This is a genomic window from Desulfobacula sp., assembly GCF_030145145.1.
GTDB lineage: Bacteria > Desulfobacterota > Desulfobacteria > Desulfobacterales > Desulfobacteraceae > Desulfobacula.
In genome coordinates this window covers 1-22,223 of the sequence record NZ_JAQYWD010000013.1, presented here as the reverse complement: position 1 = coordinate 22,223, position 22,223 = coordinate 1, and the positions used below count along the sequence as shown (strand labels likewise).

Annotated in this window: 16 protein-coding genes; 2 read left to right on the top strand and 14 right to left on the bottom strand. The window is 42.6% G+C overall.

What is annotated here, in order from left to right; genetic code table 11:
• Positions 1-16 precede the first annotated feature (16 nt).
• The 14 genes from Q1Q15_RS08955 to Q1Q15_RS08890 all read right to left on the bottom strand — a co-directional run bounded on the left by Q1Q15_RS08955 (position 17) and on the right by Q1Q15_RS08890 (position 19,409).
• Positions 17-3,832: a hypothetical protein gene (locus tag Q1Q15_RS08955; RefSeq protein WP_300458659.1), complete on the bottom strand. Its 3,816-nt coding sequence runs from the start codon at positions 3,830-3,832 to the stop codon at positions 17-19.
• 23 nt (positions 3,833-3,855) lie between these two features.
• Positions 3,856-4,656, bottom strand: coding sequence for a hypothetical protein (locus Q1Q15_RS08950; RefSeq protein ID WP_300458656.1), 801 nt, complete (start codon positions 4,654-4,656; stop codon positions 3,856-3,858).
• Between the two features lie 139 nt (positions 4,657-4,795).
• Entirely contained in the window at positions 4,796-5,365 is a 570-nt protein-coding gene (locus tag Q1Q15_RS08945) for a hypothetical protein (RefSeq protein WP_300458653.1), read from the bottom strand.
• Between the two features lie 448 nt (positions 5,366-5,813).
• A complete protein-coding gene (locus Q1Q15_RS08940; RefSeq protein WP_300458651.1) occupies positions 5,814-9,386 on the bottom strand; it encodes a GEVED domain-containing protein in 3,573 nt (1,190 codons plus the stop codon).
• A 494-nt stretch (positions 9,387-9,880) separates the two neighbouring features.
• Positions 9,881-10,915 carry a tyrosine-type recombinase/integrase gene (locus Q1Q15_RS08935; RefSeq protein ID WP_300458649.1) on the bottom strand — a complete coding sequence of 345 codons (1,035 nt, stop codon included), beginning with the start codon at positions 10,913-10,915 and terminating at the stop codon, positions 9,881-9,883.
• A gap of 2 nt (positions 10,916-10,917) precedes the next feature.
• Complete coding sequence (locus Q1Q15_RS08930; RefSeq protein WP_300458648.1) at positions 10,918-11,214, bottom strand: hypothetical protein; 297 nt, start codon at positions 11,212-11,214, stop codon at positions 10,918-10,920.
• A gap of 50 nt (positions 11,215-11,264) precedes the next feature.
• Positions 11,265-11,528 carry a hypothetical protein gene (locus tag Q1Q15_RS08925; RefSeq protein ID WP_300458647.1) on the bottom strand — a complete coding sequence of 88 codons (264 nt, stop codon included), beginning with the start codon at positions 11,526-11,528 and terminating at the stop codon, positions 11,265-11,267.
• A 184-nt stretch (positions 11,529-11,712) separates the two neighbouring features.
• Positions 11,713-12,369, bottom strand: a complete 657-nt coding sequence (locus Q1Q15_RS08920; RefSeq protein WP_300458646.1) for a hypothetical protein — start codon at positions 12,367-12,369, stop codon at positions 11,713-11,715.
• A gap of 16 nt (positions 12,370-12,385) precedes the next feature.
• Positions 12,386-13,693, bottom strand: coding sequence for a hypothetical protein (locus Q1Q15_RS08915; protein WP_300458645.1), 1,308 nt, complete (start codon positions 13,691-13,693; stop codon positions 12,386-12,388).
• Between the two features lie 307 nt (positions 13,694-14,000).
• Positions 14,001-16,073 (bottom strand): hypothetical protein, encoded by a 2,073-nt coding sequence (locus Q1Q15_RS08910; protein ID WP_300458642.1) that lies wholly within the window; start codon positions 16,071-16,073, stop codon positions 14,001-14,003.
• Between the two features lie 595 nt (positions 16,074-16,668).
• Positions 16,669-17,040: a hypothetical protein gene (locus Q1Q15_RS08905; protein WP_300458641.1), complete on the bottom strand. Its 372-nt coding sequence runs from the start codon at positions 17,038-17,040 to the stop codon at positions 16,669-16,671.
• Positions 17,041-17,172: 132 nt separating this feature from the next.
• The gene (locus Q1Q15_RS08900) at positions 17,173-17,862 is read right to left on the bottom strand and encodes a hypothetical protein (RefSeq protein WP_300458638.1); all 690 of its coding nucleotides are present in this window, start codon (positions 17,860-17,862) and stop codon (positions 17,173-17,175) included.
• Between the two features lie 265 nt (positions 17,863-18,127).
• Complete coding sequence (locus tag Q1Q15_RS08895; RefSeq protein ID WP_300458637.1) at positions 18,128-18,493, bottom strand: hypothetical protein; 366 nt, start codon at positions 18,491-18,493, stop codon at positions 18,128-18,130.
• Positions 18,494-18,503: 10 nt separating this feature from the next.
• The gene (locus Q1Q15_RS08890; RefSeq protein WP_300458636.1) at positions 18,504-19,409 is read right to left on the bottom strand and encodes a nuclease-related domain-containing protein; all 906 of its coding nucleotides are present in this window, start codon (positions 19,407-19,409) and stop codon (positions 18,504-18,506) included.
• Positions 19,410-19,826: 417 nt separating this feature from the next.
• Here Q1Q15_RS08890 and Q1Q15_RS08885 point away from each other — a divergent pair, with 417 nt between their 5' ends.
• Entirely contained in the window at positions 19,827-20,402 is a 576-nt protein-coding gene (locus tag Q1Q15_RS08885; protein WP_300458633.1) for a hypothetical protein, read from the top strand.
• A 133-nt stretch (positions 20,403-20,535) separates the two neighbouring features.
• Positions 20,536-21,720 carry a DUF4263 domain-containing protein gene (locus tag Q1Q15_RS08880; protein WP_300458631.1) on the top strand — a complete coding sequence of 395 codons (1,185 nt, stop codon included), beginning with the start codon at positions 20,536-20,538 and terminating at the stop codon, positions 21,718-21,720.
• The last annotated feature ends 503 nt before the right edge of the window (positions 21,721-22,223 follow it).

The following is a 22,223-nucleotide window of genomic DNA, read 5'->3' as shown; positions in this document are numbered from 1 at the left end:
AATAATAGGGGTGGGGTTACCTGATTTTTTTTATGGGGTATAACTGCTCTTCCGCTAACCCGTCCGAATGAAGCGCCGGTGTATATACCGCCGTATATGCGTCCATTTTTCTGGATGACCAGGTACTCAGACATTTTTGAACCATTCCGATGGCAGCGGCCCGCCGGGCTTTCTTCTGGCCAACCTTTTTTTCATTGATGACCAGAGGAATATTCAGTGCCTTATCGTCCTTGGGTTTTTGATCCTCTATTGCCCATAGCCTATCCAGAGAATGATTGACGGTGGTTTTTTTCCCATGGGTTGTCCTATGGTTTCTGGCTGTTTTTTCATTGGTGGATTCTGACCATGCACTCAACCATTTCTGAATTGTTTTGATGGCAGCGGTGGGCTTAGCTTGCTCCTGTTCAACCTTTTTTTCGTCGATCCCCAAAGGGAGAGTCACAGTTTTATTGCCCCTGTGTTTTTTCTTCTCTATCACAAGTGATGGATCCTGTGACTTAGTAACGGTGGTTTTGTTTCCATGGATCGGTTCATTATTTTTCGCTTTTTCCCCACTGGTGGATGATGACCGTTCACTCAACCGGTTTTGATCCATTTTTATGGCAGCGGTGGGCTTGGTTTTTTTCTGGTCAAGCTTTTTTTCATCGATCACAACAGGGATATCCGGTTTTATAACGTCTTTGGGTTTTTTCTCATCGGAAGATGAGATCTCTTTTTCTTTCTTTGATAAAGGAATTAATGCCGTGGGTGATTCTTCAGATTCCAGGGAAGCCATAAAATCAGGCACTTTAATTTCCTGGGGATCTTCGGACGGCTCAATCTGGATGGTTCTTATCCTTTCTTCAAATTTTAACCCGGGGGGTATGGTTTCCGGGGCCAGTTGAATGGTATATTTTCCAGGCCTGATATCTTCCAGGTAATAACTGCCATCACTTGCCGTGACAGAGTCTGCTTTAAAGTTTTTTCCACTGGCAGAGGTTATCTTTACCTTGATACCCGGGATATAGTTTGGTTCATTCTCTTTCCCTATTTTTCCCACATATCCCTGGACAATATTTAACGGTGTCAGGCCGAAATTGACCTCGGTGATTTCCCCTTCCCGGCAACGGACTTTTTGCTGACCATGGGTGCAACTATAAATGGCTGGAATATCATCCGGCTTGAGATTTAGTTGAAGTTCCTTTGATTTCCCGCTCACCGAGTATATAAATCGTCCCTTTTCATTGGTTTTAATACGGCTGCGATTGTTAAGGAAAACCGGTATGCCGTCTAACCCCTGCTCCCCCTCATCAAAAATGGCATTGGCATTTCGATCCAGATACACCCTGCCGAAAACAATCCCATTTTCAGGATTAATTCTTCTTCGATCGGTTATCCGGCGGGGAGATCTCCCTAAAAAACTGAATATCTCGTTAAAGGTAAGGGAGAGTTCAACCCGCCACTCCTCTTGATCCAGCTGTGTTCGTATTCCCAGGCGGGATTTTCCAGATGCATTCAAGGGAATTTCAGTGAAATTTCTAAACGAATACGAGTCGGTATCATATTGATATCCCAATTCTGTACGAACCTCAACGGGAATTTTAAAATCAAAAATATTTGTATGTCCCAGCAACACTTTCTCCCGGGTGTCTGTTTTTGAATAATTAAGGGAAACACTGCCACCCACAGGCAACCGCTTTGAAATACCGGCAGATGTCGAATGAGAGCCATGGAGTGAAATCCCGGGCAGGCTTAATCCCTGGAAGAATTGCCGGTTATCATCAAGGCTCAGGTCATCCCCTGTGGCATAGGTACCACTGAAAGAAAAACCTGAAAAGGGACGTGACCTGAACCCAATGGACACAAGATTCTTGGTCGCCTCATCCCATTTCGGTGCCAGCCTGTCATAGGAAAAAATGACAGTGGTCTGGGGGATGATAGATGAACTGAGGGTCATATTTTGGAAATTAGCGGAAAGGGTTTCTGTTTGATCCCCATTAACATTGCTTTTAACCTCCCCAAAGGCTGACTCAAGCCGCCATTTGGGATGGATGCGCCATTCCGGGTTGATGACATATCCTTTTCTGTCTCTCAAGTTCCGGTTAGACCCATTGAAAAAATCCGGGCCATACCAGAAATACAGCATATTCAGGTTAGCCGTCTGCCAGGGAAACAGTTCATATTCCAGACTGTATGCAAAATCGCTGAAAGAACCTTGACCATAGCCTTCTTCTCCTTGAACCCAGGAAGCATATCCGGACAGGATTGAATGCGCCAGGGGCTGCCACGAAAACTGCGCGCCTGTGTGCAGGCTTGAATCCGGATATGGTCTTTCATAGGAATTAGAGGTGAATAAAGTTGCAGGTTTAAAAAAATTTTTCTGGTATGCAAGGGTAGAGCCCAGGGTCAACCGGTCATTCAGTCCGTAGAGAACCCGGCCACCCAGGTAAGTACCCCGGGATTCCCACTCCACTGTATCCCGGTTAGTGCCCAGACCGGATAAAAATGCCATATTTCCCTGGGGGAGTAACGTGGAACTGCCGAGAATGGATTTTTCTATCACCGTTATTTCACCATTCGGTTCCGTGATGCGAATGATAAGGTCGTTAAGGCTACCAGGTGCTAGGGAGATCTCTTCGAAGCGATACATGCCTGTCCCGGGTCTTGTGGGAAGGCTGGTCAATACCTTCGTTGTTTCAATGACCCGGTCATTTAAAATCAACTCCACCGTTGATCCCACAGGTGCAGAACCTGAATATGTCTGGGGGGGCACAAAGATATTTCTTTTCCCAAAACCGGATCGATCACTGAGCGTCTTTTCATCAAGGCCCCAAATGCCGTTAAAACGAATTCCAGTCATCTTCAGAGTTGGAAAAACCAGATGATTCAGGCCAAATACAGAATCGCCAGCTACAATTTCAGTGGCCTCTGAACGATATCGCCACTGCGCCCAATCCAGCATAATCGGGGGATCATCATTAAATTCAGTTCCATCACTATTCCAATTTAAAGAAGGTTCTCTGATCCGAACCTTGTATCGGCCGTCCATAAGAGACCCCCAGAAGGTCTGTTCAAGGCTGTTGATATTTAATTCCTCGGAAATATTCGGATCAATGACCCTGTATCGCGCTTGGGCTTTTAGTTCCATAAAATCCAGGCTGAATTTGCTGGGCATGGGGGATGCCGGGGGGTGGGCTTCCGGGAGTTTGGCCAATATTTCTGTGGTTTTAATGGACAAAAGGGAGGTCCCCTCTTCTCGTTTCCAGATCGTTAGAGATTTTTCTGTTGCGGCGTTAAAGGCATATTCCATATCGTTCCATTTAAGATCCATAAAAAAAAGCTGTGAGATCACTTCCGGGGGAAGAAAAATATCTCGTTCCTGGGAGATGTCGGAAACGGCATCAATAAAATTGACGGGTTGACCCGCGTTCTTTTCACCGATTGTTTTTTTTTGAAGATCAATTACGATGGGAGGAGACCCTTCGGGTTGAAATATAATAAAGGGCCCTTCTTCTGATTTTTCCAGATTCAGGGCCGTGAGCAGTCTGAAAAGGGGAAAGTATCGCTTCTCATCCTCAGTGACCATAATTTCGAGATCTGGAATGGTTAAATTTTGTCGGGATTGCTTTCCCCTCAGGGTAAACGCTGCGACCTCACAGTGGAAACTATTTGAAGGCGTGTCTGGTCCGGATGCCAGCATACCGGATTTCACAGAATCCTGGGGATCAGGCGGCGAGAAAGACTTGTCTATGGTACTCACCTCCTGTAACTGAACCTCGGCAGGATAAATGCAGAAAAAGGCCAGCAGAATAAAACAACTGAATGATCGTGTCACCAGGATATGCATATTCACATGCTCCCTTCACGACAATCCTTTTACCGCGAGTGTTGAACCTTGCCAGTTACCGTTCCTTTCAGGTTAGGCGCCGAATAGGCCACATTTAATGTGAAATCTCCCTTTGGTATTTCAGGATTTATGGTTCTTTTAAACCGCCTTTGACCGCCGGGAAGTATATACCCTTTACCCAATCCCCCTTTTTCGACCACATCTCCAGAACTGTTGATCATTTCATAAATGCCTTTAATTAAAAGATGTCCTTGGCCGGTATTTTTTACCATTGAATCAATTTCCAGTCCTTTTTCAGTGGTTACCAACTGGGTTTCTTCAACGGTTGCACTGTAGGATATCTCGCCTTTTGTCGCAAAAATGGGAACCAGAATTGCTGGTATTATTTTTAGTTTCATTTTTCTGCCGGCATTATCATTTGCACTTACAGTATTCATTTTCAGGGACTGTAATTCCATAAATCCCCAATATTCCTTGGATTCGATCTTTCCCTTCGGAACAATCACATATCTAACGGCACGATTACTTTTAGGGGGCAGTGAAAATTCTTTGGGATTAAACTTAATCCATGGAACCAGAGAGTTCTCATCCGGCTTTTTTTTGGTTAACTGTCCATTATTATTAAAAACAAAATGACTGGCTACAATTCGATATCTTTCTGTTTCAGTACCTGTATTTCTGATAATGAACCGTCCCGAAGGCCTTTTGGTGTTAAAATCAGCTTCTATGAATGCCGGAGAGATAGATATCCCTGCCAATAGAGGGGGTGAACCAAATAAACAGATTAGCAGACAAATGTTCGTCACAATTGCAACATGCTTAAAACCCATAAACTGCTCCTTTTAATTTAGTCTTCCAAATAACGGCTTTGAAAAAAAAGTTATTATTTTGCGGCCCTTGCGGGCCGCTTTTATTTTAAAGCATAAAAGGGATGGCACGAACGCTATCTTAAAAAAATGACATCACAATTTATGGTGTCAGTAGACAGTAAAGCGTTACAAATCCACTGTACTCGCCCTGAGGTTTTTCAGGATCGGTCTGATCCCAGTAGGCGGTTACAAACACATCTTGGCTGAAATGACCATTCTGGCTGCTTTCAAAATTGATTATCCCAAATTGCCATCCTGCCCACTCACCAAGAGTAGGATCGCCAAACGCAGTTTCGCTTGCTGCGACATTACTTGCACCAGCAGTTGGATTCGCATTCGTTGGTTCAATCAACACGCCCTCTCTTTCGGCAACGAGAATTGGCGCCACATCAGTATTGGTAGGATCATCTCCTTTATAGAGGTGGCTGACCATAGGATAGAGGTTTACGTCTTCCATATTGGCGTCTATCCTGAAGCCGATTAGAGCCGAAAATTGACCCATCTGTACTTCGCCAATATCAACTTGAGAATCAAGAACGCCCACTGCCACGTTCGGTACAACATCCACCCACACATGGGCAGTTGCTTCACCCTCAAGATCGGCAAAAGCAGCCGGTGTAAAGCCTAAACTAAAAACACATACAATAATCAGAAAAAAAATTTTTTTCATAAGAACAACTCCTTTTTTAATTATATATTAATAAGTTATACACATGGCGTTCGTGCCATTATCCCCTTTATGGTTAAAAAAACCCAAAGAATTTATGAAATAGTAAAAGCGCATGGAGAATTCAGGAAACGTAACACCGACTTAGACAGTCTGTTTTTTTGTCTACAGATCATTTCGGAGATTTATTCAGTACTTTTTTAATGCAAAAATCAGACCAATTTTTTTTGTGTTTCAAGAGCCTTATTCTATAGTATTTACAGTTATTTAAGGTATTTTTTTTCCTATGAAGTTAAAGTAGTATTGTTACATAAAATACATATATTTGAGAACTAAATTACATAATTGAGAAAAAAATATGCTTAATCTGCTAAAAAGACAGTATTTCACCCCCGGACCCATGACGGTGATATTTAGCCTGTCTGATGATGGCATCAATGTGTTGTGCCGTTTATTGTATATTCAGGGTGTAATCTTCCACCTCACCGTAACCATAATTGTCGCAGGCTTCTGTATAGCTCTTGTATTGCATCGAAATCCGCAATCGGGTAGTCCCGGTCGGAGTATCTGCCGGGATGGTCATCTGGCCATAGATCGCTTTGTTATCGCTGCCTTCAAACAGCAGTTCACTGGAATTGTCAAAATCACCATCGCGGTTTAAATCTGCCCAGATGCGCCAGTGTTCGTTATAAGCGGAACCACTAAAGCCCGGTGTCAGAACGATCGGACTGCTGCTGCCACTGGTCACCTCTATGATTTGACCTGTAAAATCAGAATACCCGCTGGCAGCCGAGTTATTGGAAAAATTGCCTATTGAAACGGTTTTTACCCACTCATAGGTCTGATTGCTGCCATTGCTTTCGCAGTACGCCAGCGAGGTATCATCAACGTTGATCGTTTTGGATATACTCGCGGTCTGGGCATTGCTGGCAGTAACCGTTAAGGTCACTATGTAGCTTCCCGTTTTTGTATAGATATGTTCCGGATGTTGGTCTGTGGCACTGTTACCGTCGCCAAAATTCCAGTCCCAGCTTTCAATACTGCTGCCGGGGGATAGGCTCGCATCGGTAAAAGTGGCACTCAGACCGTCCACCGTATAGCTGAATGCCGCAGTGGGCTCGACGGGTCCCCCGTCGGATACCCTCAGGGTATAGTCTTCCACCTCACCGTAGTTAAAGCTTCCGCAGGCTTCAGTGTTGCTGCCGTAGCTCATCGTTACCCGTAAACGGCTATCACCGGGGGAAATGTTTGATGGAATCGTTATCTGACCGGAGATTTTTTCGCTACCGCTGCCTTCAAACAAAAATTCGCCGATGTCGTCAAAATCCTTATCGCGATTTAAGTCTGCCCAGATGCGCCAGTATTCAGTGTAAGCGGAACCGGTAAAGCCCGGTGTCAGACTGATCGGACTGCTGCTGCCACTGGTCACCTCTATGATTTGACCTGTAAAATCAGAATACCCGCTGGCAGCCGAGTTATTGGAAAAATTGCCTATTGAAACGGTTTTTACCCACTCATAGGTCTGATTGCTGCCATTGCTTTCGCAGTACGCCAGCGAGGTATCATCAACGTTGATCGTTTTGGATATACTCGCGGTCTGGGCATTGCTGGCAGTAACCGTTAAGGTCACTATGTAGCTTCCCGTTTTTGTATAGATATGTTCCGGATGTTGGTCTGTGGCACTGTTACCGTCGCCAAAATTCCAGTCCCAGCTTTCAATACTGCTGCCGGGGGATAGGCTCGCATCGGTAAAAGTGGCACTCAGACCGTCCACCGTATAGTTGAATGCCGCAGTAGGCTCAATGGGTCCGGTATTGTATATATTCAGGGTGTAGTCTTCCACCTCACCGTAGACAAAGCTGCCGCAGTCGCTGGCATAGCTGCCGTATTTCATCGACACCCGCATCCGCGTTTTGCCTGGAACGGCTTGGCTCGAAAAGGCGATATTGCAGGGCACCACGCCATTGCCACTGCCCTCAAAAAGCAACTCAAAAGCATCATCAAAATCCCCGTCTTGGTTTAGATCCGCCCAGATCCGCCAGTATTCGGTATAAACCGACCCGGCAAATCCCGGTGTCAGGCTGATCGCATAGGTGCTGCCGCAGGACACCTCAATGACCTGGTCGGAAAAGTCAGAGTAACTGCTGGCACCCGTGGTGTTGGAAAAGTCACCCACAGAAACGGTTTGAATCCACTCGAAGGCCTGGTTGCTGCCGCCGGTCTCACAGTACTCCGGTAGGGTGCCCACCTTGACCGATTTGGATTTGCTGTTGGTCTCCCCCTTATTGTCGGTTACCGATAAGGTCACGGTATAGGTACCGGGGGCCAAATAGGTGTGCACCGGATTCTGCTCAATGGAGCCGGTGCCGTCGCCAAAATCCCAGTCCCAGGAAATGATCGTACAATCGCTGCAGGAACTGATGTCGGTAAAGCTGGCCGTTAACAAATCCGTGGTAACCGTGAAATCAGCAGTGCCATTTTGGGGATTGTCAATGAAAATATCCACCTCTGCAAATGCATCAACAACGTCCTGGGCCGCGTATCCGAGATCAATTGCTGCATAAAGGACACCTTGGGCCCCGGTGACGAAATCAGTACTGGGTTGCCAATAGTTTTGATTGGCTTTGACAAAAACTTCAAATGCTGTCCGGGTATTCCACCCCGCAGTGGTGGCCAGCAGATAAAACGCTTTGTTAAATACACCGCTGCTGTAGTGAACATTCTGACCGACGTAAAAATCATCGGCACTGTCTATGGACTTTCCGTCTTTGGGTGGATCATCCATGTAACGCAGGGCACCGGTACCTTTAATAATATCATAGCCGATTTGAAAATCATTCGAACCTCTAAAATAAAATTCAGCAGCCTCGCCCGCCATATCGGAAAAGGCTTCGTTAATACCACCGGATTGACCGGAATAATTCAAACCGGAATGTTGACCGGTAAATCCATGGCCGATTTCATGGGAGACAATGTCCAATCCCACCAACGGGTAAAAGACGCTGGCACCGTCACCAAATGTTACGGATGACCCGTTCCAGAAGGCATTTTCATAATCGGTGCCATAGTGAACGCGCAAAACCAATTGAAAGGTCAGGGGGGGGGTGTCAAACCATTCATGATACATATCGCAGACAATACCACCAAAAAAATGGGCATCATTGATCGGGCTGAAGGCCCCGTTTATTTCCTTGACCGTGTTCTCATAGCAGGGATAGGCATAGGCGGTGTTTATGGGGGGACTGTTATTCAGATTGATGGTCTTCACCTCGGCAGTCTCCATGGTGCATGTCATGCCGGACTGCGTGACGTCAAATGCGGGGAAATCTAAACTGTAATAATATTCGCCGGTTTTTTCATTGCCACCCGGACCAGTGCCGTCTGAATGCATCAGGGCATTAAATTCTCTGAGAATCTCCTGTGTTATCGCATCCAGGATCAGGGTTGGTCGCGCCGGGTGCCCCCCCTTCTCGACATCGGCAAAAAAAGAAACCAGGTAGGCTAATTTTGCCTGGTTGCTATTATCGATGTAGATCACCTGTTTGCTGACTTCGTTTTCAAATATCCAGGTTTGATCGGATAGCGGGCTGTTGGTGATATGGCGTTGCTTCATCTGGGATAATGCCGTCTGGGCGTTTATGGCAGGAGCTGTCAACGAATTATCCGGGATATCCGGAGCGATATCGGTAACTTTGGTGCCGAAAAGCCCGATGACATTGCCCAATGCGTTCCTGGCAACAAGGATATGATATCCCCATATGGGTATGCCCTTGTATAATTGATTGTAGCGGTATCGGACGATGTTGTTAGGTTCGGTGTGCTGTTTTAAGAGCTTTAAATCCTCTTGTCCGCTTAATCCAATAATGGATTTCAGGAGTGGAACCGAAAAGGGCTGGGGCATAGAAAGTTGTGACTGAATGGCCCCTTCTTTGGACAGTTGTATCAGGGTTGCGCCAAATCCATGGGGGATAAAAAACGATAGATAAATTACAATAACCAGGCCATTTAACAATATTTTTTTCATATATCCTCCCTTCAATTCATCATGAAAAAATTTGATTTCAGCGCTGTTTTCTAAAAAGTTGTCCAGCGAAGACAAAATAACATGAATGATATCGTATCATTTGGAGAAGGGATGCCGTGTGATCAATTCCGAGTGATGTGACTCTATTTCCTGACCTGGGCAAGTCAGAACACAAAAAGAGTTAATCATTCGTAATCGATAAGATCATGATTCCAAAAGAGATGAATTCGAAAAAGGAGCCCTTTGCGCCGAAATAATGCTGATAAAATTGATTCAAAATAGTGAAATCATTTTTTTTTTTAACACAAAAAGAAATGTTTGGAAAGAAAAAAACGGCAAAATTATATAAATTTATAACCTACCGTTTTTATTATATTTTATGGAGCCAATGTACGGATTCGAACCGTAGACCTGCTCATTACGAGTAGGCTGACCGATCCCGTAACCATGCACTTCTCAAGCTGGCAGGGTGCGCTACAGGGCGTAAAGTACCCTTAAATTTGCCCAAATTTTTCCATCTCTTTTATCAAAAATTCTTCCATAATATGGGTATAAATTTTCGTCGTTGAAAGGTCGGTATGACCCAAAACTTTTTGGACAACGGAAATGTTTATTCCAGCCTCAAGCATATTCGTCGCGGCGGTGTGTCGCATTTTATGGAAATTAACGCCATGGATACCACAGGCCCTGGCATATTTTTTAAAATAATGGGAATAAGTGTCTGGGTGTGCCTGCCAGAAAATAGGCCCATTGCCTTGAACGGTGCCCATAGCCTCCTTCGCCTGGGGAACAAGAGGGACCGTTCTTTCTTTATCTCCTTTCCCAACAACCCGGATCGTAAAGTGGTTGAAGTTTTCCCACCTGGCCGAAAGGATCTCTGAACGTCGGCACCCGGTAAAAATGGCAAACTTACAAATTTGATAAAACCGTGGGTCCTCTTTCTTGATGTAATCCAGGATCTTTTCTTTGTCCGATTCGGAAAGGATGACCGGCAACCTCTTCCCTATTTTATACTTTACGAATTTTGGAACGGCATCGATGTATCCATCATCCTTTGCCTGCCTGAATAATGCCTTTAGCCTCACAAGGTAAGTATTGATGGTGATCTTTGTTATTGGGCCAGTTCCTTTGTTTATACGCTTTTGAATGTGGAGCCGCTTGAATTTTTCAATATCCCTGTCATTGATCAATCTCAAGCTCTTATCGCCTATGAATTCGACGAATACATTCACAGCCGTAACATATCCCCTTTCTGACGAATGCGAATCAAAGGCCTTTGCCGCTAAGAATTCGTCAAGATACTCAAGAATGGGTTTGTCTTTAGCTTTCTGGATGGAAATAATTTTTCGCTGGTAATACTTTTCAATGGCTATCCGCGCGCGCTTCTCCGCTGTGTCCGGACACTTTGTTTTCAGGGATCTTTTCAGGGGTCTTTTGCCGACCTGTTTGAACTCAATATAATATGTCCCAGCATACTCTGACCGCTGAAAAATCCTAAACTTATCAATATAAAAACTTGCCATGTTCATTGTTATAATCCTATCGAGTTGACGATATCAAGTCCAATCTGTTCATCTTCCTCATTTATCGATTGTCCGTATTGCTTGCGCCGGTACCCATCGATAGACTCTTTATCGAAAATCCACGGCTTTGTTTTGATCGTTTTATCTTGAAAGCCCTCTATTGAACCTTCGCTTGCCAGTCTGACCAATTCCGATCTTCCGATACTCGAATACATAGCAGCCTGCTTCAATTTCAACCAACGAGGCTGAATCGAAAGCTTTTCTGCAAGCCTTGAAGCGAGTATGTCAAGATCGGTTTCAGTCAATTTATATCCCTAAAACAATTCCATTTGAACGAGATCACCATACCAGTATTTCATGAATAAACCTCTTCCAACCGTTTGGCCGGCAACACAGTCGCAATCCTTTTCGTACTGGAATCATACCCCACCAAAAAGGGATTCCCATCAAGCTCCACCAGGTGGTTGGTTTTTCTATTGGAGATCCTTTCAATGAAAATAGATTTATTGGTTTGGATTTGACGGATAAGATTCTTGTAACCCTTCTTGGATATGCGTATATCAAATCTTTGGGAGAATCTTTTTTTAGCGTGGAGGTACTGGGCTTTTTGGTGGGTCATTTGATCACCCCCATCTTGAAACCATGGACCTGATAAAGATGAACATTCCCGGGGCGTGAAAAATCAAACGGGTTCCTGTAATGAGTTTTCGGAAAAACCAATGTCACCGGTTCTGTTGCTGGCAGTTGATTTGAGGTTGTTGGGTATGCTACGGAAGTCTTCAGTTTTTGGATTTGGTCTTTCATTATGCAAAGTCCTTCTTGTTTTCAATCTGATCGAGTTTTTCAACCGCTTCAATAATCCCCTTATCACCGGCATAAAATGCGCCTATCATTCTTGTTACAGCTTCTTGTGATTTGTTTTCCGGAAGGGCTACCTTACCCTTTGATAATGCATGACCGGTGATATAAAAACTCTGAAAAATATAAGGAAGATCTTGCTTCATTTGGTCATATAGCTCTTTATTGTATCCGTTGGCCCTCTTTGCCATTGACGGAATAACCATTGACATGGAAGCCAACGAACTTCTTGCAGCCAACCAATTCCCAACCGTTCCCATCAGATCTGGATCAAGGATAGTTGATGTCCTGGCCTTTATTTTCCAGACTTGAGAGAAGGCGATATAGTTTGATACGGATTGGTGGAGAATAAATTCACCATCGGTATGCGCCTCAGGATTCGCGTCAAGGTAAAAGTCCACCAGTGAATTTACAAAGCTTTCCATTTCAGTGAAATTTTTTGGTTTTTCTATTCCTTCTGCTTTAATAAACCTTTTTACCGCACCAGTTATCTTGGCAGATGTATATGGAGTTTCCCTTAAAAATCCTTTTGCTTCTGTATACGCCAAAACACCTTGATATTTTTGTTCTAACCGTCTTTCTTTATCAAAATCTGAAATCATTTAAGGATCTCCTTTTTTATATATTGATTATTGCGTCTTGGTTTTCAACGAGTTTCGCCAACTCAAGCGATGCTTTTTCAATGACTTCCTGGACAGCCTTAATTGACCTATCCATGCCTCCGCCAATCAAAATCATATCTTTTCTCAGCTCATTAATTCCTATCAAAAAACCATGTCCAGCATCTTCGATGTGCAGCACTCTTGCATTGTCAACATTGGTTGGGTTGTCAACTTCAAATTGCTCTTCAAGCTTCTTGACCTTAGCTTCAAGCTCCTTGCGTTTGTCCCATGCTGCCTTGGCTTTATCCTTCCACTCGTTTTCCTGCCGTTTGGCTTTATCCCGTTCAGCTTCAGCCTCATGGATCTTGTCTTTATTCAGCCTTTCATGGATCTGTGAGGCTTCCAGGCTGGCTTTGTTTCGTTCTTCAATAATGCGCCTGTCATAATCTCTTCTGGCTTTTTTTAACGCCTGTTCTTTATCAAGAAAGATTTGGGCGGTGTCGGTGGTGGCGATCTCATCAAGCTTTTCTCTTATTTCATCGCGTTCTTTTATAGCCTTGTTCAGATCCTCCAAGGCCTTGAGCTTTTCATCAATGGCGGATACCTTTTCTTTTGAGGCCCATTGGCTTGATTCAATGTATGTCAGGAATAGTTTTTGATGGCCTTCATCTAACACAGATAGCCGGTTGGCTGTTCCGATTGTGATAGATGCACCTTTGTATTTTTTCAATAATTGGGGAATAAGGTTATCGAGGTTAGGGGCTTTGGGCTGTTCAAGCTCTTTGATACGGGCTTCTTTTTCTTCGATTTTTTTTTTGTGCTTTGCTTGAATTTCTTTGGCCAGCTTATGCGTTATTTTTTCCCCTGATTCTGCTCTGGCAATAGATTCTCGCTTGGCTTCTGGCGGGGTGGATGGCGAAGACAGAAGAATCAGGGAGCTTTTCTGAAAATTATCTATTGCGGATTCCGCAATAGAGCCAAATTGTTTGTATATTCGTATATACTCATAAGCCCTTTCGAACTTTATCCCGATAGCAGATTCAACCCATGTATGGAATAATTCTCCATTTTCGTTGAGTTTTCCCTTTGCTTCGGACAGATCCCTCCCGTTTTCGATAACGGTCTGATTGGTTCTGATTTTGATTAATGTTTCTTTGACTCGAAGGAATTCTCTTGTTTCTGGGTCAAAGACGGAATAGTCGAAGTTTGGAATAGATACTTCCAAGATGCCCTCCTTTCTGGATTGTTGGATAAAAGGAGGCCAGAACGCAAAAAACTTGTCAGACTGAGTGTCTACAGGTTTTTCGAAAGCTGATTGTGTCATGCTGCCCCCTTGCGAGGGCTTTGGTCAACTCGGGGAAGCGAACCGTGCTTAGTATTTCATGAAAAAAAGAAGAATGTCAAATGTTTTTTTGGAAAGCAGAGGTTTCCCTTATTGGAAAATTTTCATCGGACAGGATACATCATATTGTGTTTGAGCAGATTTTTAAGAAAGGGGCAATTACAAAATCCTTATGATGCTGCTTTTGGTTCATATAATATAATCGAAATTTTGAGGATACTGACAAAGCACAAAAAAGGCAGGGCCTTTCTGACCCTGCCTTCATCCAGGTATGTCACCTTGGTCCTACTTATGGCGATAACGCCGTTGAATCATAAGAGGGGCCGTCGTCTATTGGGACATTCCCTTGACCCTGATCATGAGGTACTCCCACGAGCACTTCTCCATTGCATTCGCCACCCTTATCATCACTGGCGGTGAAGGCGATATGATAAACGCGACCGTTACCTGGTACTTTTTTACTGCCTGCCCGCTCTGCGCGCACCGAGGCCGTATCGGTTCCAATTACCTGGCCATCAGGGGTGAATTTTCCATCACCATAGGTGTCGACGGGCTCATCCTGATTAATGCTATCAATTGTGATTGTAACCGGATCACCATCGGGGTCGGTTACACCGATTATACCAATATCTACCCAATTGTGATTCGGTGGCCAGATAGTATCTATACTTGCTGCTGCTTGAGAACAATCGGGCGGCAGATTGCATTCAACTGTCAGGTCGTACAATATTGGAGAATCATTGATACCATCATTGTCATCATCGGTATATGTGCTTCGCTCAAAGGTCACCATCACTTTTAAATATTGACCTTCGCCCACTGTCAGCGGATCGCCGTTTGCCGTGACCTGGGACGATCCGAATGTTACCCCGTCCTCACTGGAGGAGACCTCCACCATAATCGAACTGTCGCCGGGCTCATCAGAAGCCCATTTCACTTTCACCGTCGTCCAGTCATTCAGGGCACACCCACTATCGTATATAATCGTCCAGGTGCCGGTGTCTGGAGGCGCGATCAGTGTGCTTCCAGTCATGTCGCTATAGTTATAGAGTAAACCACCGAGATTGACCGAAGTAAAATCAACCTTACCAACAGGTGTCCAACCATCTGCATCGAGAGGGTCTTTTGTGGGATCTATCCGATAAACCTTCCTACTGTTATAACCAGTAGCCCATATTTTTCCCTCCCTGTCTACAGCCACGCCTGTGGCCCAAGCATTCTCGGTTGGATCCAAGGTGACGTTGCCTATATATGTCCCGTCATTCAAAATATGTCCAACCGTATTGGAGCCCCCCTCAGCAATGGAGTGCGCAACCCAGACATCATCATTCCCGTCCACCACGCAGCCTTGTGCATTTTCCCAGCCGTGGGAAAAACCACCTAACCAAGTGCCATCTGGTTTATACTTGTTAATCAGGCCTCCACTTACCTGAGTGTTCCAGACATTTCCCTGGCTATCGATGCACAGCCCGTAGCTATCCGGTGAACTCTGGCCGGACCAATTCGTTCCAACAGCAGGTGGCCCGATTGAGTCTCCTGGAGGGTCACCGTTGGGGCCAGTCAATAAATTTGCGACGTCCCAGCGCAGAAGGTTGCGCGCAGACCAGATGACGCCGTTAGGATCTATTAGGCCCCCATACCCGCCGTAGCCAACCGAGGGTTCCGAACGGATGATGGTGCCGGAGCCGGGAACATCGTACCGCCCGCCTTGGACCAGGTCAAAAACCCGATTGCCGATTCCACTGACCCAAACATCGTTATTGGCGTCAACGGAGATGTGCCTAGTGCCTGTCGAGTTGACCTGGGTATAATGAGTAATACACTCGTCGTCAGCTGTCTCGACCCCACGAGTTCCTGAGGCATCGGTCCATGACTTTACGTCCCCGAGTCCGGTGGAGGTGTCGATGACTCCGTTGCCGTTGCGGTCCTCACACTGGCCGTTTTCCAGGAGACCGATATGCACGATTGTCCCAAATCCGTTCGAGACATCGTTACGGTTTGCCACCCAAACGCTGCCATCATTGTCAACCGTTGTCCGAGACGGGTTCCCCAGACCCTGACTTGAGGGTGTGGTGCGGTATTCACCCAGCACTGCTCCGGTATCGGTATCAATTTTGACAACGGTTCCCTTGGAAGATACGGCTACCCAAATAAATCCGAAAGGTGTTGCTTCACTGTCCAGTTGCAATTGGTCGTTGTTTGGATCCTCATGGTTAACGTTCACTAAGGTACCACCATCGAAGTCAGCATCTATAGTGTAGGTTTCATTTTCGCAGTTGCAGTCGTCAGCCCAAACCATTGGGGAAATGGTAAAAATTATCCATCCCAGCACAAGGGATATCGCCAGTAATTTGCTTTTCATATAATACCTCCTTATTATTAATTTAAACTGGTCAGTTAATTCTCTGGATTGAAACGTTCTTTTTAGATATGGTTGTAAATTTGAACAATCATAGGCATCATCTCCTTTCTCTTCTTCTTAAATTCAAAAAAACGGTTGCTCTTAATATGAGCAACCCGGCTGTCTTGTCTCCAAGACTCCGTATTATTCGTCCCATCGTTACGGATGGTTTGGCTTTAACTATCTGATCAACTATAATATGAATTGGATAAGATTTAGGAAATAGTCGTATCTATGTTGCTAAACATTTTGGGAAGAAGGACAGCAAGAACATGAAGGGATGTCTTTATATTCCAACGGTTACGATTCTAATATATTGCGGAAGCATAATCAAGCGAATATTTTTTTATTCTTTTATTGGATATCGAGATCCTTTTAAAATATTAAGTTCATTCAAATCTTTGAATCGTCAATCCTACAGATCAAAACTCCTGATCAGCTTCGTCTATTTCCATACCACCACAAACCCAACCTGTAAATCGGGTAACCTCCTAATTTTTTCATTTTTATTCTTCCCGGGTTGGATTGCTGGAGACTGGGGGATTAAAACTCCCTGCTAATCTATTAGCCTTTCTTTTTTCGTTTCTTTCCATTCAACGTGCACATTGTGATCTCTCATTCCACATACAACAACTATACGTTTGTCATGAGAAAAGTGCTGTTTTTTATAGTTCATTAGATCATCAACAAGCGATTTCCAATCTTTGGTTTTTAGCTCTGACCAGAATCCCGGTCTTGATTTTTCAAATTCTTGAAGAATGGGTTGGCAATCTTTATCATGGAATATTTGACCTATTGACCTGTTCCAGGCAGCATGTGAAAGGAGTAAGGCGGCATGTGCAGCCTCACTTGATGGTATAGCGTATGGTTCTTTTAAAACCGTTAAGGCCATTTCTTTCAAAATATCGGACATTTTCTTATGTTTCATAACGGAATAGCTCCATAAGAATAGTGATTTGTTTTTTGATTCATTTAATTGTTGAGCTAACCAATCCTACCCATTAAAACTCCGCCACATCCCGTCTGGAAGTCGCTGCTCACACAAAACATTGCAGTTGTTTTATCGCTTTCCAGATAAAACCTGCAGCCCAAGCATTATATCTATCATATCAGTGACATTATCACCGTCCATATCGGTAAGCTGAGAAATCGTTTTGTTTTTTTGTAATATAATCTCATCTTTAGCTGCCATAGCATTGGAAACAACCTGGTCAAGTTGGGTCTGTGTGTACATAGATGCTATCTGAGCATCTTTTTGAGCAATAACAGTGTTTTTAGCTTCTACAGCATTTGAAACCGCAAGGTCAAGTTGGGCTTGGGTGTATCCTGTCGATGTGTAATACGATTTATCTTTTTTGAAAGTATACTCAGTCAAATATTGAATGTTATTCACATATTCATACTCTTTAACCAAAAGGTTCTCGTTTGAGTATGACACGGTAACTGTACCGGAATCCCCACCCCTTAATGAAATATTAATTGTCAGTCCATCTGTACCTAAAGTGTAGAATCCACAGGAGTTTAGATTAACACCGTTACCGTCTATGTTAGTAATATACGCATCCATCACAAAACCTTTCTCTGTCATGGAAGCCCTACCCGAAAAAGATGTGGGTTGGAAAGTTAAACCACCACCGGTTACTTTTAAACTGGTTAAAGTATAATCACCTGGAAGGTCGTTTATGTTTACCGCATATGAAATGGATGGGGCTATTAATAGCATAGTAAATATAATTATTGTCTTTTTCATTATGATCGTTCTCCTTTTTCTTTCCTTTACCGATCAAAACTCCCCCAAACAAAAAGAACATACTTTCTCTTTTCCCATACCACTCCAAATCCAATCTGTAAATCGGGTAAACTCTTAGCTTCCATTTTTATTCTTCTCTGGTTGGATTGCTGTCAAATACCGCGAGCCGGATCGGATATTGGAAATATTGGCAACATGGTGGCGATAACCTTTCATATATTTAATTAAATCTTTGATTATCCGTTTATGTTGTTAGCTTTTGATTCTAAAATGTAAGAGATGCAGCTCTTTCTGATCCAATAAATACGTCAGCGCGAATATAGGATGACAAAAAGGTTTTTATTCTTGTGATGGTAGTTGATACTTTTTTATCTTCGAATACTCCCGAAGCGTCAGTAGAATTCGTAAAAACAGGAAGAGGTTTGTTAATAACCTCTATTCTATTAATATAAATTTTCACAACACCATTCCAACCTTTCATTGGGTCAAATTTTCCAGAAATTTGGTAAGGATCTCCAGCATAATTGACGGGGCGGTAAAATTGAGTCTGAGCTGTTGTAGCACAACCAACAAGCAGATTACTCATAAAAAAGATCCCAATAATCATAAAAAACATAGTCTTCTTTCTCATATATTACATCCTATTTTTTATTGTACGATTTACATTCAATGTTTCTGCACATTTTTTCAATCTGAAATGAAATAACCGCTATCTGCTTTTCGGTTAATACAGCTCTGTTTTTTGTGAGGAAATCAAAACTTTTCCCATTGCAGATCTTTAGTTCACTTGGTTTGGGGGGGAAATCTATAAACCATCCTGGAATAGCTAAAACTGGTGTCACATAATGTTGATCTCCGGTTGCTTGTTTTATCCAATTTTGAAGCCATTTTGCCTGCCGGGTTGTTTGAGAAACAGGTTCGGTTTCTGTCCACCCAGGGAAACGTAGTCTTTCCCCATCAAATAATAATTTCCAATTGTTATTTTCTGCTTTTTTTAATTTAGCTCTGCCTTTAGTTTCAACTGCAAAAATTCCTTGAGGCCCAACAGCAATATGATCAATATTAAAATTTTTTTGTGCTGGGAAATCATGAAATGTGTTGAAACCATATTTTGCAAGTTTCTGAAGGCTTTGGCCTATGGCAACTTCACATTCATATCCTATGCGTAAATGGTTACGTTGTTTGAATAGTTTATACAATTTTTTTCCAAAATAAAGCAAACCGCCGGTAATTATCAAACCCATAAGAATGAAATAGGTTATTCCCGGTTTCCAGTGGGAAAATGAATATTGTGTAATGCTGACTGAATATAGAATAATAGGAAAAATGCATAGGAAAAAAAAGTTTTCTAAGATGTCATTGGTACTTTTATCGATCTGAATTCTTAATGATTCTCCCGGGCTTCTTAATAAATCTATAGTCAGAGGTGATTTCTTTTTTCTGGTTTGATGTTTGAAAATATAAAAAATCAATAGCACTGGAACAAAACATGAAAATAGGAAGATCCACGCTGGCATTAGACTGAAAATCATTTCTTTTAAAGACATTTTAAATTTCTCTTAATCAATATAATTAACCCCCGAAAGTACAATTCAATAATCATTCAAATTTTTTTGATCTGGGTTGATCTCATACCACCCCATACCATTCCTGTAAATCCGGGTAAACCCTTAGGTTTCCATTTTTATTCTTCCCGGATTGGATTGCTGGAAGGTGAGGTGGCCTCTCCTTCCGTACTGGCTTTGGGAACCATCTCAGTCATAGATTCTGAAAATATTGTTGACGGGGAATTCTTCAAGCTTTGTTCATTTGATTGCGATTGGTCAAATAGCTCTTTACTCAAATTTGAAACACTGATACTGATTTATGAACCAAATTTTTTTATCGGTGCATATCGGATAACATTGTAAATTGCATGATATTCAGATCTGCATAAATCACTGGTTATGTTTTAGGAATGAATAATGATTGATATTTTCTCAATGTTCTTGAATGGAGTTGTAGGATGGGGAGTTGGGTCAATTTTGGATACAATTACTAAGTGTTTTAGCTGTGGACAAAAAGACACCCGCCGAATTGGTAATATCCAATCGAATTATATTGAATGCAGCAACTGTCATAGAATCCATAACCAATTCACAAATGCCTGTGATTTTACAATTAATAGATCTACCAATGAAATTGGGCATGCGCTATTCACGCCAGGGCGTTACAAATGGGAGTGGAAAAAGAAAGGTTTTTTTGATGGAAGACAGTATCTGTATATCCCATTTGATATTAGGATTAAGGGGATGTGTGGTAGATCAATAATTATTGAAACAGAATTAAAGAGATATAATGATAGCCGGATAATAACTTCTCATTCTTCCATATTAAATCCTATCTATGATAACTCAACATGGACAGACTATTGGCATTCATTTGGTGTTGGCAATTTTAAACCTGAAGACAAAGGCATCGTCGCAGTCGATGCAAGAATAAGATCTGAATACAGAGACATATTATTCGAGGACAGACGGATTATTAAACCATGGAAATGATATCGTAAAAAAATAACATGGCTAATGTAGCCGACACAAAAAACCGCGCGGCTGATTAGCGGTTATGTTTTGAAAATATGAAGATATGAGTTGGACGAATGGATTAGAATTGAGCTGATAAGGAACAAACAGAATGTCATGCGATAAATGTAATTATTTAATAGATATAAGCGATTTATCTACACCATACGTGATAAGAACTTGTTCCAAATGTGGACGGAAAATCAACTTAAGAGAGCGCAGTGAAAATGGCCATGGAATAAAAGTTGAGAAAGGTGATAAATTCACAATTCCAAAAGGTTTCATAAATTTGTCAGCCAATCCATTAAAAAGTAACGCAGTTTTAACAAAGTATGGCCTGGCGTGGTTTTCGAAGCTTATCTTCATAGGCCAATTGGAAAAAGAACCTGAGAAGTTTTTCTCACGGCTAAAAGAAAACGATAAGTACTGTAACTCGATTCTTAAGGAATCGAGATTAATTGAAGATTTTGATATTGATAATCCCGATCACTCGGAAGATATTTTCAAAATATTAAAAGAAAACCAAAACACTTTGGAATGGTGGGCTCTTCTTTTTGGTATGTATAACTCCATAGCTGAAAAAGCAATAGAGCAAAATGACCCCATGAAAGCCGCCTGGGCGATGGCTTCAGCAGAGCGTTGTAGGTCAATGTGTGTTTTTAAGGACAATCTTGAAGAAGTTGTATGGATGGGTCACTCAGCCCGTAGAATAATTAATGTGATCAAAAAATGGCACGCGAACAAAGAAAATTCTAATGAGGAGTTCTGGCAAGTCGTATTCAACGAAAATCCTTACGTATTATCACAATTATTTTCAGTGCCAGTAATTTTCATTAAAGATAAAGCTTATGTGGGTGGCATGAATGTTGACCGACAAAATGCAAAGTTCGTAGATTATTTATATACAAATGAATCATCAAATGATGCAATTCTGGTTGAAATTAAAACACCTATGACAAAACTTGTTGGCACAAGGTATCGTAGAGGTGTGCATAAGCCCTCAAACGATCTTTCAGGTTCAATCGTTCAGGTACTAGACTATAGAAGAGAGTTGTCAAAAAACATAAAAGAAATAACAAATGGTACAGATCATAAAATAGATGTTTTTAACCCTCGATGTGTGGTTATAGTTGGAAATGCTTCGCGTGAATTAGATACGGAAAAAAAGAGAAAATCCTTTGAGCTTTTTAGAACAAGCCTGAAAGATGTGGAAGTAGTAACATTTGATGAAATTTTCAAAAAAGCAGAAACATTAGCAACATTGTTTAATTTAAAATGGGAAAATAAAAAAACATAACCTTTTGCTGTTAAGGCCGCGCGAAACGGTTGCTCGCCTCACAGCAGCACGTTAAACTATACGGACCTGAAATACCATCAAACGGTACCCTTTCAAATTCCCAAATCCTCCAGGTCACAAAAACTATTGGAGACGATAATTCTGATAAAGTCCGGTTCCGGTCAATACAAGTTATGCAGCGGGTTTTATTATGCTGTGGTTTGAATAATTTTAAATGAAGTGTGTACTGACAGGGAAAGTCCGGAGTTTTTTTGGTTCCAGGATACCGTGCTTAATAGCCAGAGGTAAACCCTATAAACTTTTTCGGCTTGATCTGTCAGATTGTTAAAAAGCTTATCAAGAATTGAACTGGTATCATTGATACTCTGAACGTCTTATGGTCATTGCGATATTGTGCGACAATTATCCTGTCCGGTTGACGACAATTAACTTGTCCGGTTAATCGTGATAAAACCCCGACACTAAAATTCATTTATAAATGGAGGTGTTAGCCCGGGTCGTGG